The sequence below is a fragment of the Nitrosococcus wardiae genome (genome assembly GCF_004421105.1).
Taxonomy (GTDB): Bacteria; Pseudomonadota; Gammaproteobacteria; order Nitrosococcales; family Nitrosococcaceae; genus Nitrosococcus; species Nitrosococcus wardiae.
In genome coordinates this window covers 689,794-703,603 of the sequence record NZ_CP038033.1, presented here as the reverse complement: position 1 = coordinate 703,603, position 13,810 = coordinate 689,794, and the positions used below count along the sequence as shown (strand labels likewise).

At 49.9% G+C, this 13,810-nt stretch carries 12 protein-coding genes; 8 read left to right on the top strand and 4 right to left on the bottom strand.

Annotation, left to right across the window (positions count from 1 at the left end):
• The first annotated feature begins 61 nt into the window (after positions 1-61).
• From E3U44_RS03435 to E3U44_RS03425, 3 genes are all read left to right on the top strand, one after another.
• Complete coding sequence (locus E3U44_RS03435) at positions 62-1,225, top strand: hypothetical protein (protein ID WP_134356679.1); 1,164 nt, start codon at positions 62-64, stop codon at positions 1,223-1,225.
• Positions 1,226-1,253: 28 nt separating this feature from the next.
• On the top strand, positions 1,254-1,982 hold the full coding sequence (locus E3U44_RS03430; protein WP_134356678.1) for a ferritin-like domain-containing protein: 729 nt from the start codon (positions 1,254-1,256) through the stop codon (positions 1,980-1,982).
• 369 nt (positions 1,983-2,351) lie between these two features.
• Entirely contained in the window at positions 2,352-3,404 is a 1,053-nt protein-coding gene (locus E3U44_RS03425) for an AI-2E family transporter (RefSeq protein WP_134356677.1), read from the top strand.
• A gap of 228 nt (positions 3,405-3,632) precedes the next feature.
• Here the strand turns inward: E3U44_RS03425 and E3U44_RS03420 are convergent, their stop codons facing one another.
• On the bottom strand, positions 3,633-4,883 hold the full coding sequence (locus tag E3U44_RS03420) for an NAD(P)/FAD-dependent oxidoreductase (protein WP_134356676.1): 1,251 nt from the start codon (positions 4,881-4,883) through the stop codon (positions 3,633-3,635).
• Positions 4,884-5,273: 390 nt separating this feature from the next.
• On the opposite strand from E3U44_RS03420, the gene E3U44_RS03415 reads away from it, so the two are divergent.
• Positions 5,274-5,927 (top strand): hypothetical protein, encoded by a 654-nt coding sequence (locus E3U44_RS03415; protein WP_134356675.1) that lies wholly within the window; start codon positions 5,274-5,276, stop codon positions 5,925-5,927.
• A 41-nt stretch (positions 5,928-5,968) separates the two neighbouring features.
• On the opposite strand, the gene E3U44_RS03410 is transcribed toward E3U44_RS03415, so the two are convergent.
• Together E3U44_RS03410 and djlA are read right to left on the bottom strand one after the other, a co-directional pair.
• Positions 5,969-6,811: an alpha/beta hydrolase gene (locus E3U44_RS03410; protein ID WP_134356674.1), complete on the bottom strand. Its 843-nt coding sequence runs from the start codon at positions 6,809-6,811 to the stop codon at positions 5,969-5,971.
• A gap of 31 nt (positions 6,812-6,842) precedes the next feature.
• Positions 6,843-7,634 (bottom strand): co-chaperone DjlA, encoded by a 792-nt coding sequence (gene djlA, locus E3U44_RS03405; RefSeq protein WP_134356673.1) that lies wholly within the window; start codon positions 7,632-7,634, stop codon positions 6,843-6,845.
• Positions 7,635-7,851: 217 nt separating this feature from the next.
• Between djlA and coaBC the strand changes: the two genes are divergently transcribed.
• The 4 genes from coaBC to argB all read left to right on the top strand — a co-directional run bounded on the left by coaBC (position 7,852) and on the right by argB (position 13,092).
• Positions 7,852-9,063 (top strand): bifunctional phosphopantothenoylcysteine decarboxylase/phosphopantothenate--cysteine ligase CoaBC, encoded by a 1,212-nt coding sequence (gene coaBC, locus E3U44_RS03400; protein ID WP_134356672.1) that lies wholly within the window; start codon positions 7,852-7,854, stop codon positions 9,061-9,063.
• Positions 9,044-9,499: a dUTP diphosphatase gene (gene dut / locus E3U44_RS03395; protein ID WP_134356671.1), complete on the top strand. Its 456-nt coding sequence runs from the start codon at positions 9,044-9,046 to the stop codon at positions 9,497-9,499. The genes coaBC and dut overlap by 20 nt, the downstream gene beginning before the upstream one ends.
• A 209-nt stretch (positions 9,500-9,708) precedes the next feature.
• On the top strand, positions 9,709-12,141 hold the full coding sequence (locus E3U44_RS20255) for a phosphomannomutase/phosphoglucomutase (protein WP_276321954.1): 2,433 nt from the start codon (positions 9,709-9,711) through the stop codon (positions 12,139-12,141).
• A 39-nt stretch (positions 12,142-12,180) separates the two neighbouring features.
• Positions 12,181-13,092: an acetylglutamate kinase gene (gene argB / locus E3U44_RS03385; RefSeq protein WP_134356669.1), complete on the top strand. Its 912-nt coding sequence runs from the start codon at positions 12,181-12,183 to the stop codon at positions 13,090-13,092.
• Positions 13,093-13,131: 39 nt separating this feature from the next.
• Here the strand turns inward: argB and E3U44_RS03380 are convergent, their stop codons facing one another.
• On the bottom strand, positions 13,132-13,785 hold the full coding sequence (locus E3U44_RS03380; protein ID WP_134356668.1) for a hypothetical protein: 654 nt from the start codon (positions 13,783-13,785) through the stop codon (positions 13,132-13,134).
• Positions 13,786-13,810: the final 25 nt, after the last annotated feature.

Here is a 13,810-nt window from a genome sequence, read left to right as displayed (position 1 = left end):
TACAAGGCGAGCGAAATGTATTTTTGTTGACGGACCTATTACCTTAAGGAGAAGAGAAATCATGGGCGTAAAGTTATTTGATTCCAAAGGAACTCCGCTCGATAAGCAGCGGTTTACATGGAAAGATATGGTACAACAGCCTATAAGTAAACTCGATGATGATGCCTTCACGCGAGTAAGAATTATCCTCATGAATGGCCTTGAAGTAGAAGCAATCCGCTTTCAACATCTTTGTGCGAGGATGAATAAAGAGCTTCAGGTGCCGTTAGCAAAAGTCAGGCGTGTTGAACAGCACCAGCAAACTACCATTAATTGGCTTATCTCTTCAGATCATTCCCCTTTAGAAACGACCATTGGTTATGAGCAGGTGGCTATTGAGGTCACGGCCGCAGTGGCACAAAATGAACCTGATCCTTATCTTGCTCAGGTCTACCGTTTCGGGCTACTGGAAGACTTTGATCATCTTTATCGTTATGCAGCGCTGCTTGATCGACTGGAAGGTAAGGATGCGAATAATATTCTGCAATCTCATACCGATATCCTTCCAGGTCGCCCCACAGTGGACGAACATCGGGCACCGGAGGATGATGTTCGGGATCACTATGATCGTGCCAAAGCTTCTGCAATTACCAAGCTACATGCAACAACCATTATGGCTGCCGAATACCAGACACATGATTTTTACGCCAATGTAGGCCCGATGTACGCTGATCCCCTTGCTCGGCAATTATATGCTGAAATTGCTTCCATTGAGGAGCAACATGTCACTCAGTATGAGTCAATCATTGACCCTTATGAAACATGGCTCGAAAAATGGCTTTTACATGAAGCAACGGAGGCTTATAACTACTATAGCTGTATGGAGCAGGAAACTAACCCTCGCATTAAAGCGATTTGGGAACGGTTTCTCGATTATGAGCTTGGACAGTTGAATTATGTGGCTGAGCTGTTTAAAAAATATGAAAAGAGGGATCCCACGGAAGTTATTTCAGATACGCTTCCCGAGCCGATCCCTTTTAAGAGTAATCGTGAATTCGTCCGGGAAGTGCTCAGCCAAGAAGTAAACTTGCGGGCCTTAGGTACTCAATTCGTCGACCATACTCAAGAAGGGCAGGCATCCCTGGGGCAGCGGCAGCAACTGAACTCAGAAGGTTCACCTTCTCAGACCGCTGCGGCGGGATACCAATGGTCCCCCGGAACTGAATTGAATCGCAAAATTGCTTAGCCATGGAAAGTAAAGAAGGAGTTGAATAATGGAACGTTCAGTTAAAATGACGACAAAAAATAAAACCGGAATCGCAATGTCTCCTATGGATAGCCAAGCTATCATTGATGCCGCGCAGAAGATGCCTCCAAGTTCTGCGGGAGATAAAGCTATGTTCACCTCTGTGGAAAGCGCCTATATCAAGGAATCTAGTCCGGTAGGTTCCGTTCCGCCTCCGGGCACTTTGAAAGGAGCTGCCCAAGCCCTTCTTGATAAGCTTTCTGGAGAGAATCCCGAAGTCCTAATTGATAAGCTAGGTGAACGGTTAGCTTTTGAGCGCACAGGCGCCCGTCTTTATGAATACCTTATAACCAAGTGCCAGGCGGTCCAGGCAGATTCCCAACTTTCTATAGATACCCTTAGGCGTTTTAGAGATGAGGAGGAACGCCACTTTAAAATAGTGGCACGAGCGCTAGAGTCTTTAGGGGCTGATCCTACTGCTCAGACTCCTGGCGCTGATGTTAGTGCCGTAGCTTCCATGGGGGTGCTCCAGGTGATCAGTGATCCACGTACCTCTGTGGCTCAATCCATGGAAGCCATCCTCACTGCTGAATTGGTCGATCATGCTGGCTGGGAGCTTCTCATCCAACTAGCCGATAAAATGGGGCTTGATGAGATGGTAATTGACTTCCGCACAGCACTCGCGGAAGAAGATAATCATCTTAGGCAAATACGTGAATGGAATGAGCAGTTAACTCTGAAGCAAGCGGGAGTATAGGTAGCTTGATACGAAACATGCAGCCGCCTTCTGGCACGTTACTCGAGCAAATTAGTAGCGTTCCAGGTAGAGGCGGCTGCAAAATTTTCGCCCCACTCAGCAAGGCAAACTCCACCCTCTCTTTTCTCTCCTATTAATTTCTTCTTATGGCATTGCAGTACACTTAAGGATATTAAATCACCGAAAAAATTTTTCTAACCATGATGTGGACGCTCATCTCATAGCGATTTACTGGCACAATTATTGTTGAATAGAATGATGTGTTCGCCGCAAAGCTTGCGATCATAGATAGCGCTGCTGGTGACGTATATTAACGTCCCTTTCATCACTTACGAATAAAGAATAATCAATTGCGATAAGGAGACGGCCATGGAACAGGTAAATTTTCCGAGCAAGCCTTTTACCCACCGAGTTTTAATAATAGTGGGTATCGTTACAGTAGCCATTATCCTTTTATTCTCTTTGGGGTATTTTGCGCATCTATTGCTGCTGGTGTTTGCGGGTATTCTGTTGGCAGTGTTTTTGCATGGTATTGCAGAGTGGCTGAGTGATCATGTACCGCTTTCTGCGGGGTGGTCGCTTGCTCTCGTGATTTTTCTTTTGCTGTACATTATAGGCATAGGTACTTGGTTGCTGGGACCAGATATTGCCAATAATTTTGATGAGCTTACTCAAATCATTCCTCAAGCATTGCATCAACTTCAGGAGTTTATAAAAGAGCATGATATAGCCGATCGGTTATTGGAACGTTTTCTCCAACAGGATAAATCGACGCTCTTTACGCAGGAGATGTTTGCTCGCGTAGCCGGGATTTTCTCTAGCTTGCTGGGTCTGATTACGGGTATTTTGATCATCTTTGTGAATGGCATTTACTTTAGTGCGGAGCCGAAGGTTTATATTAATGGTGCTGTGCATTTGTTTCCCAAGAGTCAGCGTGGGCGGGCTCGAACTGTTTTAAGCGAACTGGGGCACGCGTTGCGTTGGTGGTTAGTGGGGAGAATTGCCTCAATGACTGTCGTAGGTGTTTTGACCTGGGTAGGATTACTGCTGTTAGGCATTCCTTCAGCAGCAGCATTGGCACTGCTAGCGGCGGCTTTGTCGTTTATACCCAATCTCGGTCCTATATTGGCCGCTGTGCCTGCGGTATTAGCGGGCTGGCTGCAAGGACCCATGAGTGCACTTTATGTGATACTGCTATATATGGTTATCCAAGCCATTGAAAGCTATCTTATTACCCCATTAATACAACGGCGGACTGTTATGTTGCCACCGGCTTTCATTTTGACGGTACAGTTAGCCATGGGAATTGCCTTTGGTATCCTTGGATTATTGTTAGCCACACCCTTTGCCGTTGTGATACTAGTACTTGTGCAGATGCTTTATGTGGAAGATATATTGGAAGAGCAAGTGAATCTGCCTTAAGCGTCTTTACTATATTAGGGATAAAATCCTCCGGGTAGGGAAAATGCTTTTACCTGATACAGTACGCACCCACGGTGGTGTGGGCGGACGGGGGAGCATCCCCCCGCCGACCCGATTATCTATCACGGTTGGCTTGGTAGGCAAATATATCCTTCAAATTCCATATCAATTTCAGAAGCAGAAGCTCAGAGTTAATTTATAGCACGGTAATGCTGCACTGCCATAGCATCAAGAAGGTTCCACATAGTCGGTGTTATGGGGTAAAAACCATTCATAACCTTTGAGCATGTAATGCCAATACATAAGGGGCAGCCCCGTGGTTTTAATCCACCAATTCACCCAGCGCTCTTTGCGGGGATCGAGGGGGAAAGTAGGGGTAACTTTTCCTCCGTAAATAAATTCGGCCATTATGACCTTCCCGTAAGCGGTGGTGAGAGGACAGGAGCCATAGCCATCATAACCCTCTTCCAATTCACCACCGCCAATGAGATGCAGTAGATTCTTCACCACTACTGGGGCTTGTTTACGAATAGCGGCGGCAGTCTTTGAGTTGGGGGTAGAACCTGCATCTCCAAGAGCAAAGACATTTTTGTATTGAGTATGTTGCATGGAGTGTTTATGGACATCCACGTAGCCCGATTCGTTCGCAAGGGGGCTGGACTTTATTACTTCGGGGGGGCTTTGGGGCGGCGTTACGTGCAACATGTCAAAGTCCAGGGTGATTTTTTGTCCTGCTTTTTCGCCGCCAACTATCTCAAAGGTCGCCTGTTTTTTTTCCCCATCGACAGCAATCAAGTTATGTTGAAAGTTGGCATGGATACCGTAGCGGGCCACCACCTTATTCAATTCCCGGGAGAAGAGTGGCACCCCAAACATGGCTGGCCCATGATTGCAAAAGTAGAGATCGCAATCGTCCAAAATTCCTTTTTTGCGTAAGTGGTCGGCAGCGAGGTAGGCAATCTTCTGGGGCGCACCGGGGCATTTGAAAGGCATGGGCGGTTGGGTGAAAATGGCTTTGGCGCCCTTTTCAAGCCCCTGCACGCATTCCCATGTATACTGGACATAATCGGGGGAATAGTTACTGCAGACCCCATTCTTTCCGATCGTTTCTGTCAGCCCTTGGATGTTTTCCCAGTTCAGCACTAATCCTGGACAGACGACCAAGTAGTCATACCCCACTAGGCCACCGGAAGCCAGGGTGACTTGATTGTTGTTGGGATCGAAGCTTGCCACCATATCGCGAATCCACTCCACCTTGGGAGGAATAAGGCTGTTCTCTGGGCGGCGGGTCTTATCCAGAGGATAGGCACCGGCACCGACTAGGGTAAATGCCGGTTGATAATAGTGGCTCTCTGACGGTTCAATGATGGCGATATCTAGATTTTTGCCTCCAGGTTTGCGGCGCAGGGAAGCTGCGACTGTAATCCCAGCGGTGCCGCCGCCAACGATCAGAATCTGGTGGTGTTGAGTGTTTGCCATATAACTTTCCTCTTCTTAACTCTAGCTGCCCCTTCTGAGCAGTACCTTAAATAGTGCAACAAAACTCCCTATAATTAAAATATTATTCCAGTAGGGATGAAGTTCCCCTAATATAGAAGTTCCCCTAATATATAGGAGTCAGGTAAGCCCAACATTAAATATTTAAGCCCATTAGCCGTTTGATACCGATAATGGCGGGAGGCCAGGCCCATGGAGGCGAAATCAGGGAGTATTTTAGGGGAATTGCATGGAATCTGATATGCTTTCGCCTTCCAGAACCTTAATGCTTGTAAGGGGACGGGGGATAAACCAAGCTTGCCAATAAGTTCTTTTTTTAGAAAAGTTCGCTTAATTTTTAATGATAGTAGATGACTTCTAGGGGGATTAGCGATGAAATTGCTCCGGGCTGTCGCCCTAAGCTTGTTCTTATTGATGGGGCTGGGGTTGAGCGCTGCCCATGCGTTAACTGCTAACATTCAGGGTGTGCCATTAGAGGCTGAGGAAACGGGGGGTTTTGCGGGAGTCTGCGTGACCATCGCTGGCGATTATCCTGGGGTTCGGGTGGTTGCCAGTGAAGCTGGGAAAACCCCTAAAATCTGTATTGATAAAACGCGGGAAAATGTGAATGCGATTGAGTTTCGGAATGTGACTTTCGTCGCGACAGAAGCTTCAGACGAGGTCCGGACCGTAGACTTTGAGCATGATTTTCTTAGGGGGCCGCGAGGGCTTGTCTATAGCCGCGTTAGACTTAAGGGGTTTTTTGCGACTGCAACAGGGGTAGGTGTTCCAACAGGTAGCCAGGTCTGGTTTAAGGGAATGTTCAATCAAGCAGGGCATAATGGGACCATTGGCGAGGAGTTGGTACAGGACGTTGGTGAAGTGCTGGATTCTGCATTGTTGCGTGGCGAAACTCGGAGTCAATTTGTGCTTTCCGGCCCCCGGGCCTTGAAAGGGAAACTGCAATTTACCCTCTTGAAGGAAGGCGATAAGCTTGTTCTCGAACCGGAAAGCGCTGTTATTATCGATAAAATTGAACGACAATAACGGCAATATTGATTAACGTTAATAAAATAACCGGGGAATCTTTAATTCCCTTTTTGACCGAAGTAGGTTTGCAAAAAGGCCTTGATACCGCTGAGGTATTTTTGATTGTCGACTAAAAAAGCATCATTATGACCCCCATTTAACACCAGAAACTGTTTAGGGAAAGGGGCGGCTTTAAAGAGGACTTGCCCATGAGTAAAAGGAATGATTTCATCGTCACGGCTGTGAATGATAAGCACCGGGCAAGTGGCCCTTTGCAGAAAATCCTGGGTAGGGTATTGAAAGCGGGCTAGCCACCGGGCCGGCAGGAAAGGATAGAGCTCCGCTGCTAAATCTGGAATGGAGGTGAAAGCTGATTCCACCATTAAGGCGCCCGGCTGGGTATGATCGGCTAGCTGGGCTGCAATGGCCCCGCCCAAGGAACGGCCAAAGAGGATAATTTCCCTCTCAGGAATCTGACGCTGCTGGATAAGATACTGCCAGGCAGCTTGAGCATCTAGGTAGGTGCCAGTTTCGGTGGGATGACCTTGGCTGCGGCCATAGCCTCGATAATCAATAATGAAGCTGGAGAGCCCAAGGTGATGGAACAGGCTTAAAGAGTCCAGGCGGTGACTAATGTTGCCAGCATTACCGTGAAGAAATAGCACTGTTCCTCTCTCTTTAGAAGAGGGCAAGTACCAACCCTCTATGGTGACCCCATCTTCCGTGGTGAGAGTCACCGACTCAAAAGCAAGACCAACCTGCGTTGGCGTTGTCTCCACGGCCCGGCTAGGAATATGGGGGAAGTACAGCAGGTGAGGTTGTAAGAGATAGGCTAAGAGCACCAATATGCCATAGGCGGCGGCAAACAATAACACTCCCTTTAGCAGGGCGTGGAGGCTCATGGAGTTTCCTCAAGGAGGGTGGTCATGGTCATCAAAAGCCCCGGGCTTTGCGGATCTGATCATAAGCGGCACCAATGGCTTTCGCCTTCTCGGTGGCGAGTGCCATCATGTCTTCGGGGAGTCCTTTGGCGACTAACTTGTCGGGATGATGCTGGCTCATAAGGCGACGATAAGCATGCTTGACCTCAGTATTGCTGGCATTTTCACTAATTTCCAGGACAGCGTAGGCCTGTTTAAGGTCGCTTTGCCGCATTCTGCCACTGCCTGCCGTTTCTTGCCTCCAGGTTCCCTGGAGCAGGGAGAGTAGAGTCTCAAACTCTCGCCGGGAAATCCTGAGGCGAGCAAAGATGTACCATAATAATTGCTGCTTTGCGGTGTTGATAGGCCCATCCGCCGTGGCGGCCTGCAATTGAATCTGTAAGAATACTCGCACCAGGATATGGCGATAACGGCAATCGCGGTAGAATTGATCCAGCACCTCATCGAGGGGAAAGTTAGGTTGCTTGCCTTGATTAAAGAGTTCAATGGCGGCTCGACGCCGCTCCGGTGAGAGCTGCATTCGGGTCATGATAGACTCCGCCATCCGGATTTCATTGGGTGAGATCCAGCCATCTGCTTTAGCTAGATGGCCCATGACCGAGAAAGTGGTGGTGAAAAATGTATTTTGAATCCGTTTTCGCTCTTCCGGGTGGAGTCCCAGGGAGGCGATTTTTTCCAATCCGGTATCAATTTGGTGGCCCAGTGCGGCTCCTAGTAGTCCTCCTAAGGGACCCCCCAGCAGAAAGCCAAATGCACCACCAAATGCTTTACCCCACCAACTCATTGTTTTAACTCTCTCCTGCACCCCTGGCTACGGGATCCGTTTGTAAAAACCCCGGGCCTTGGGCCTCGGGGCTTTTGCTTACCGCTGAATGTTGGAAAATATTCCATTTTAGACTGCTTTTCCCTGGAATTGGTTGGCAAAGACAAGTATAAATTGTGACCTTCAGGTTATGCTTAGATTGGTCCGACATTGGGAGTATCCCCCATTCAGTGAAATCATGGTTATTAATCCTTTGAAAGGAAAGCATATCCTACTCGGCGTTAGTGGTAGTATCGCGGCTTACAAGGCCGCTGACTTGGTTCGCCGGCTGAGAGAGATGGAAGCTGAGGTGCAGGTAGTCATGACGGCTGCCGCCCAAGGATTTGTCACTCCTCTTACTTTTCAAGCACTCACTGGAAAACCAGTGCATACGGATCTTATGGATCCAGCCCAGGAGGCGGCCATGGGGCATATTGCCTTAGCCCGCTGGGCGGATTTGCTGTTAGTGGCACCGGCCTCGGCTGATTGCTTAGCCCGGTTAGCCCAGGGCCGGGCTAATGATTTGTTCACTGCTGTATGCTTGGCAACGACAGCCCCTTTAGCCGTAGCTCCCAGCATGAATCAACAGATGTGGCAAGCCCTAGCGACTCAAGAAAACATTGCCATTTTGCGCCGCCGGGGGATACAAGTATGGGGCCCTGCTAGGGGAGATCAAGCCTGCGGTGAGCAAGGCCCTGGTCGGATGTTGGAGCCCCTGGAATTAATAGGGGCGGCAGCCAGACGACTAACCGAGCCTTACCTGGCTGGCCGGTCTGTGTTAGTGACCGCCGGACCTACCCGTGAATACTTGGATCCGGTACGTTTTCTGAGCAACCGAAGCTCCGGCAAGATGGGGTATGCCCTAGCGGCGGCGGCGGCTGAGGCGGGAGCCGAGGTGACGCTGATCAGCGGGCCGGTGACTCTTGAACCTCCTCCAGGGGTGCAGCAAGTTCAGGTGGAGAGTGCGCAACAGATGTGCGATGCTACCCTTACCCGGACAGCAGCGACGGATATCTTTATCGGCTGTGCTGCGGTGGCCGATTATCGACCTACTCGGCCGGCGGCCCAGAAAATTAAAAAGGGTTCCCAGGGCCTTGCCCTGGAGCTAGAGCGAACTCCCGACACTCTTGAGCAGATTAGCAAACTGGCCGATAAGCCCTTTATGGTGGGGTTTGCCGCGGAAACCGAGCATCTTGAAACCAATGCGCGCCACAAGCTTAACAGCAAAGGTCTTGATATGATCGCCGCCAATTGGATTAAGGCGGGGCGGGGATTTGAGGTGGATGATAATGCCTTAACCGTGTTATGGCATGGCGGCAAAGTAGAGCTGCCCATGGCCCCCAAAATTTACTTGGCGCGAGGACTGATAAAATTGATTGCGGAACATTATCATGCCAAAGATTCAGCTTAAGATTCTGGACTCCCGTCTGGGAACAGATTTTCCTTTGCCAGATTATGCCACTGTAGGTGCGGCTGGTTTGGATCTGCGAGCCTGTGTGGAGAGTCCCGTGGTGATTCCCCCTGGCGCTACGGAATTGATTCCGACTGGGTTGGCGATTTATATCGCCGATCCAAAGCTTGCCGCTGTGCTGCTTCCCCGTTCCGGGCTGGGGCACAAACATGGCATTGTTCTGGGTAATCTGGTGGGCCTGATTGACAGTGACTATCAGGGAGAAGTCCTCGTTTCTTGCTGGAATCGAGGTTCAGAGGTTTTTACCCTTGCTGTAGGAGAGCGCATTGCACAGATGCTCTTTGTGCCAGTGGTGCAAGTAGAGTTTGAACAGGTGCAAACCTTTACCACGAGCCAGCGGGGGGAAGGAGGGTTTGGTCACACAGGTCGGCACTAAGGACGGATAGACAGCGAGTCTGTCCCCGCCTGCCCCAAAGCTTCTTGGGTCTAATTTAAACAGGAAATACTATAAGAACACAGATTTTGAGGCAGAAGTTGAATTTAAGCCTAGCAAAATTAATAAAACACGGGATGGGATCTTTGACAGGTAAGTTTTCCTTCTTTAGCAGGCGAAATAGGGACGGGCAGCCTAAAGAGGGGAAGGCCTTGGGGCGTTATACTCTAGCCGCTTTTTTGGCTGCAGGGTTAGTCTTCGCGGGTTTGGCGCTGCTTTTCTATCAACAATGGATGCTGTCCTCTGAACAGCAACTGAGTAAATATATTCAGTTAGAGGTCCAGCGCCAAGCGGTGGCAGTGCATGCAAAGATTCGTGCTTATGGGGAAACCCTTGCCTCCATGGCCCGTAATCCCATCCTCCCGCGCTTAATCGAGGGTGGAGATAAGCGGTTATTGCAGGTCAAAGAACAAGAATTGAAATATGCTTTCCCTGGGGCGATCCGGGTTCGGCTTTTACCGCTTGGGTTAAATGATGTCGATGAGCAATCGGTACCGCCACTGAGCTACTCCGGGTTAGCCTTGCTGCGAACGGCAGAAGGCAGCGATGGGACAACGCTTGCCGAGGTGCAGTTGCTAGGTCGCTCGGAGCAATATGTGGCTATGGCCCACCGGATCCTATCAGCGGATCGAGAAGTGGCGGGAGTTCTCTTCTTAGCCCTTGAGCCCAGCGTGTTTGCAAATGTTCTAAGCCGGCTAGGTTTAGCAGATAGTTATCTGGAACTGCGCCAGGGTACAAACCAGCATCAGGCCTTTGCAAGGTATGGAAATGGACAATTAGCGAGTGATCCACCCCAAGGGCTTATCCCTATTGAGGATAGTCGCTGGCAGCTGGCCTATTGGTTATCCACTCCAGGGGAAAGTGAAAGCGCCCACCTGATGTTTTGGGGGGGAGTGGCTGCTGGATTGCTGATGTTAGGCCTGATATTTTATGCCCGAGACCGGGTATTCGCCCATTTTTTGCGGGGCGATCTTATCACTCTAGTTAATCTGGTCCGTGACCTCCAAAGAGGCCAGTTGCAGGGCCGCTATAAAGTTCATTTATCCGATTTCAAAGGGGCAGTTGCCGTTATTCAGCGTATGACCTCGGAAGAGCAGACGGGAGAGGAAACCGTAGTCTCTGCCGCGGCTTCTAGCGGGAATGCCATCAGTAATGTGGTTTTTGAGGCAACAGAGGGCATAAAGGTGGAAGAACAGCTTCCTAAGCAGGGCGGTCCTATCGCCGCCTCTATTTTTAAAGCCTATGACATTCGTGGCGTGGTGGGAGAGACCCTCACTTCGGAGACCGTCTATGAGATTGGGCGGGCCATTGGGAGTGAGGCCCACGCTCAAGGCCAGCAAAATATTATCGTGGGTCGAGATGGCCGCCTCTCCGGTCCGGAGCTGTCCCAGAGCCTCATTGAGGGTCTTCGGGCAACTGGCCGTGAGGTGGTTGACATTGGCGTGGTGCCAACTCCTGTACTGTATTTTGCGACTCAGTATCTGAGTACCGGTTCGGGGGTGATGTTAACAGGGAGCCATAATCCCCCCCACTATAACGGCATGAAAATCATGCTTCGCGGTGAGACGCTTGCGCTAGACGCCATTCAGGCGCTGCGGCATCGAATCGATTCGGGAGATTATACCAGTGGCACAGGGGATTTGCAGGCGGTGGACGTGGTGCCTGATTACATTGAGCGGGTGACCAGCGATGTAAAACTTATTCGTCCCTTGAAAATTGTAGTGGACTGTGGAAATGGGGCCGCCGGGGAGGTAGCCCCCCGTCTATTTCGAGCTCTCGGCAGTGAGGTCATCGAATTATATTGCGAGATTGATGGCCAGTTTCCCCATCATCATCCCGATCCTAGCCAATCGGAGAATTTAGAGGATCTCATCAATAAGGTAAAGGAAGAGGGGGCCGATTTAGGCCTAGCCTTTGATGGGGATGGGGACCGTTTGGGGGTCATTGATTCTCAGGGGCGCATTATTTGGCCCGATCGTCAACTCATGCTTTATGCGATGGATGTCCTCTCTCGGCATCCAGGAGCCACCATCCTTTACGATATTAAATGTTCCCGTCACTTAGATCAGATCATCACTGAATATGGGGGTAGCCCGTTGATGTGGAAAACCGGGCACTCTCTTATTAAGGCCAAGATGAGAGAGACCGGCGCCCTTTTGGCAGGTGAAATGAGCGGCCATCTCTTTTTCAAGGAACGTTGGTTTGGGTTTGACGATGCTCTTTATGCCGGGGCTCGCCTCTTGGAGATTTTAGCGGCCGATACCCGGACTTCGGGAGAAGTATTTGCAGCTTTGCCAGAAGCGGTCAGTACGCCGGAGTTACGGGTAGAGATGGCTGAGGGGGAACACTTTCGATTTATGGAAAGATTATTACACCAAGCCCAGTTCCCAGATGCTGCCGTGACCACCATTGACGGACTGCGGGTGGATTTTGAGGAGGGTTGGGGCTTAGTCCGTCCCTCTAATACCACCCCTTGTCTAGTATTACGTTTCGAAGCCAATGATGGTGAAGCTTTAGAGCGCATTAAAGACACCTTTAGACGTTTGCTGCTAGAGGTTGATCCTAGCTTAGCACTGCCGTTTTAAGCGGAGGCGCTAACTCGAAACTTTGGAAGTTATTGAGCTATGACTTTGACCGCCGATCGTGCCATGAATATTGCCCGGGTGCTGACGGAGTCCCTTCCCTATATCCGGCGTTTTGCAGGAAAGACTGTGGTCATCAAATATGGCGGTAATGCCATGGTGGATGATGATCTTAAAAACGGTTTTTCTCGCGATGTGGTCCTGATGAAATTAGTGGGGATTAACCCTGTGGTGGTCCATGGAGGGGGGCCGCAGATTGGACGCTTGTTAGAGCGTATAGGCAAGCAGAGTGAGTTTATCCAGGGAATGCGGGTCACGGACAAAGAAACCATGGATGTGGTGGAGATGGTCCTTGGAGGGCAGGTCAATAAGGAAATCGTGAATCTTATTAACCGGCATGGCGGACCCGCCGTGGGTCTCACCGGCAAGGACGGCACCTTAATCTATGCGGAAAAGTTACGTTTGACCCGGGATCAGGAAGATCCGACCGTCAATGTGCCCGAAATTATTGATCTCGGGCATGTGGGTAAAGTTAAGCAAATCAATACCCGTATTGTGGATATGCTGGTTCAGAGCGATTTTATCCCGGTAATCGCTCCTATTGGGGTAGGGGAAGATGGTCAATCCTATAATATCAATGCCGACTTGGTCGCGGGGAAGCTGGCGGAAGCCCTAGGAGCGGAGAAGTTAATTTTGCTCACTAATACGCCTGGCTTATTGGACCAAGAGGGGAAATTATTAACAGGTCTGAATGCCGCCCAAGTCCAGAGCTTAATTGCCAATGGGACGATATCAGGTGGGATGTTGCCGAAGGTACAATGCGCCCTTGAGGCCGTAGATAGAGGGGTGAAGTCAGCCCATATTATCGACGGTCGGGTCGAGCATGCGGTAATTTTAGAACTCTTTACGGATGAAGGGGTGGGCACACTCATTCGCCAGGAAAATGATTTCTAAAGCTGTCATCCATAGTGATTGGGTTCAAGTTGGGGATTTCTAGGGAGGGGTGGACTGTCTAAGTTCCTGGAGGCGTTCAAGATCTTTAGCAAATTTTCGCCGAATACTGTCTTGTTCTTGGCGTTTCTTGACAATATAGCGCTGGTTATTCATTAAACGGGTTTTGGCGGTTTGGATATTGTTAAGCAAGGGTTGCGGCAGGGGTTGGCCGTTACGCTCTAAATGAGCGGCTTGGCTTTGGTATTTGATCAGGGTCTGCCGCAGCGTTCTTATTTTGCCCTGGGCGAGATTGATTAATCCTTCGATGGCTTCGATCTGGCTGTCCCGACTTCGCAGCAGATCGGTTTCGGAGCTAAAGGTCGCTAGGAGAATGCGATCATAGTTTGCTTGCTCTTGGGCCCGCCGCTGCTTTTCAGCCTCGATTTTGGCTAGGCGTGCTTCCTCAGCAAGCTGCTTTTTAGTCTTCGCGGGGGGTACTCGCTCAATCACCACCATTGTCTGGTCATTAATAATTTCATACCCTCCCTGGGTTGCCTCTGGAGGAAGATGGCCACTGAGTACCTGAGTCCCCTTTTCATCAATGTAGCGGTAAAGTTCTCCCGCGTGAATTGAAGGGCCAAAATGGCAGAGGACAGTGAAGATCAAAACGCCTGAGATGAACCGAATCTGGATAACGTTGCTTACTTTGGGCATAGGACAATTAAATGAAGTCCATTAA

Coding starts and splice junctions, on each gene's coding strand:
- E3U44_RS03435 (WP_134356679.1), top strand. CDS start 62: ATGGGCGTAAAGTTATTTGATTCCAAAGGAACTCCGCTCGATAAGCAG.
- E3U44_RS03430 (WP_134356678.1), top strand. CDS start 1,254: ATGGAACGTTCAGTTAAAATGACGACAAAAAATAAAACCGGAATCGCA.
- E3U44_RS03425 (WP_134356677.1), top strand. CDS start 2,352: ATGGAACAGGTAAATTTTCCGAGCAAGCCTTTTACCCACCGAGTTTTA.
- E3U44_RS03420 (WP_134356676.1), bottom strand. CDS start 4,883: ATGGCAAACACTCAACACCACCAGATTCTGATCGTTGGCGGCGGCACC.
- E3U44_RS03415 (WP_134356675.1), top strand. CDS start 5,274: ATGAAATTGCTCCGGGCTGTCGCCCTAAGCTTGTTCTTATTGATGGGG.
- E3U44_RS03410 (WP_134356674.1), bottom strand. CDS start 6,811: ATGAGCCTCCACGCCCTGCTAAAGGGAGTGTTATTGTTTGCCGCCGCC.
- djlA (WP_134356673.1), bottom strand. CDS start 7,634: ATGAGTTGGTGGGGTAAAGCATTTGGTGGTGCATTTGGCTTTCTGCTG.
- coaBC (WP_134356672.1), top strand. CDS start 7,852: ATGGTTATTAATCCTTTGAAAGGAAAGCATATCCTACTCGGCGTTAGT.
- dut (WP_134356671.1), top strand. CDS start 9,044: ATGCCAAAGATTCAGCTTAAGATTCTGGACTCCCGTCTGGGAACAGAT.
- argB (WP_134356669.1), top strand. CDS start 12,181: ATGACTTTGACCGCCGATCGTGCCATGAATATTGCCCGGGTGCTGACG.
- E3U44_RS03380 (WP_134356668.1), bottom strand. CDS start 13,785: ATGCCCAAAGTAAGCAACGTTATCCAGATTCGGTTCATCTCAGGCGTT.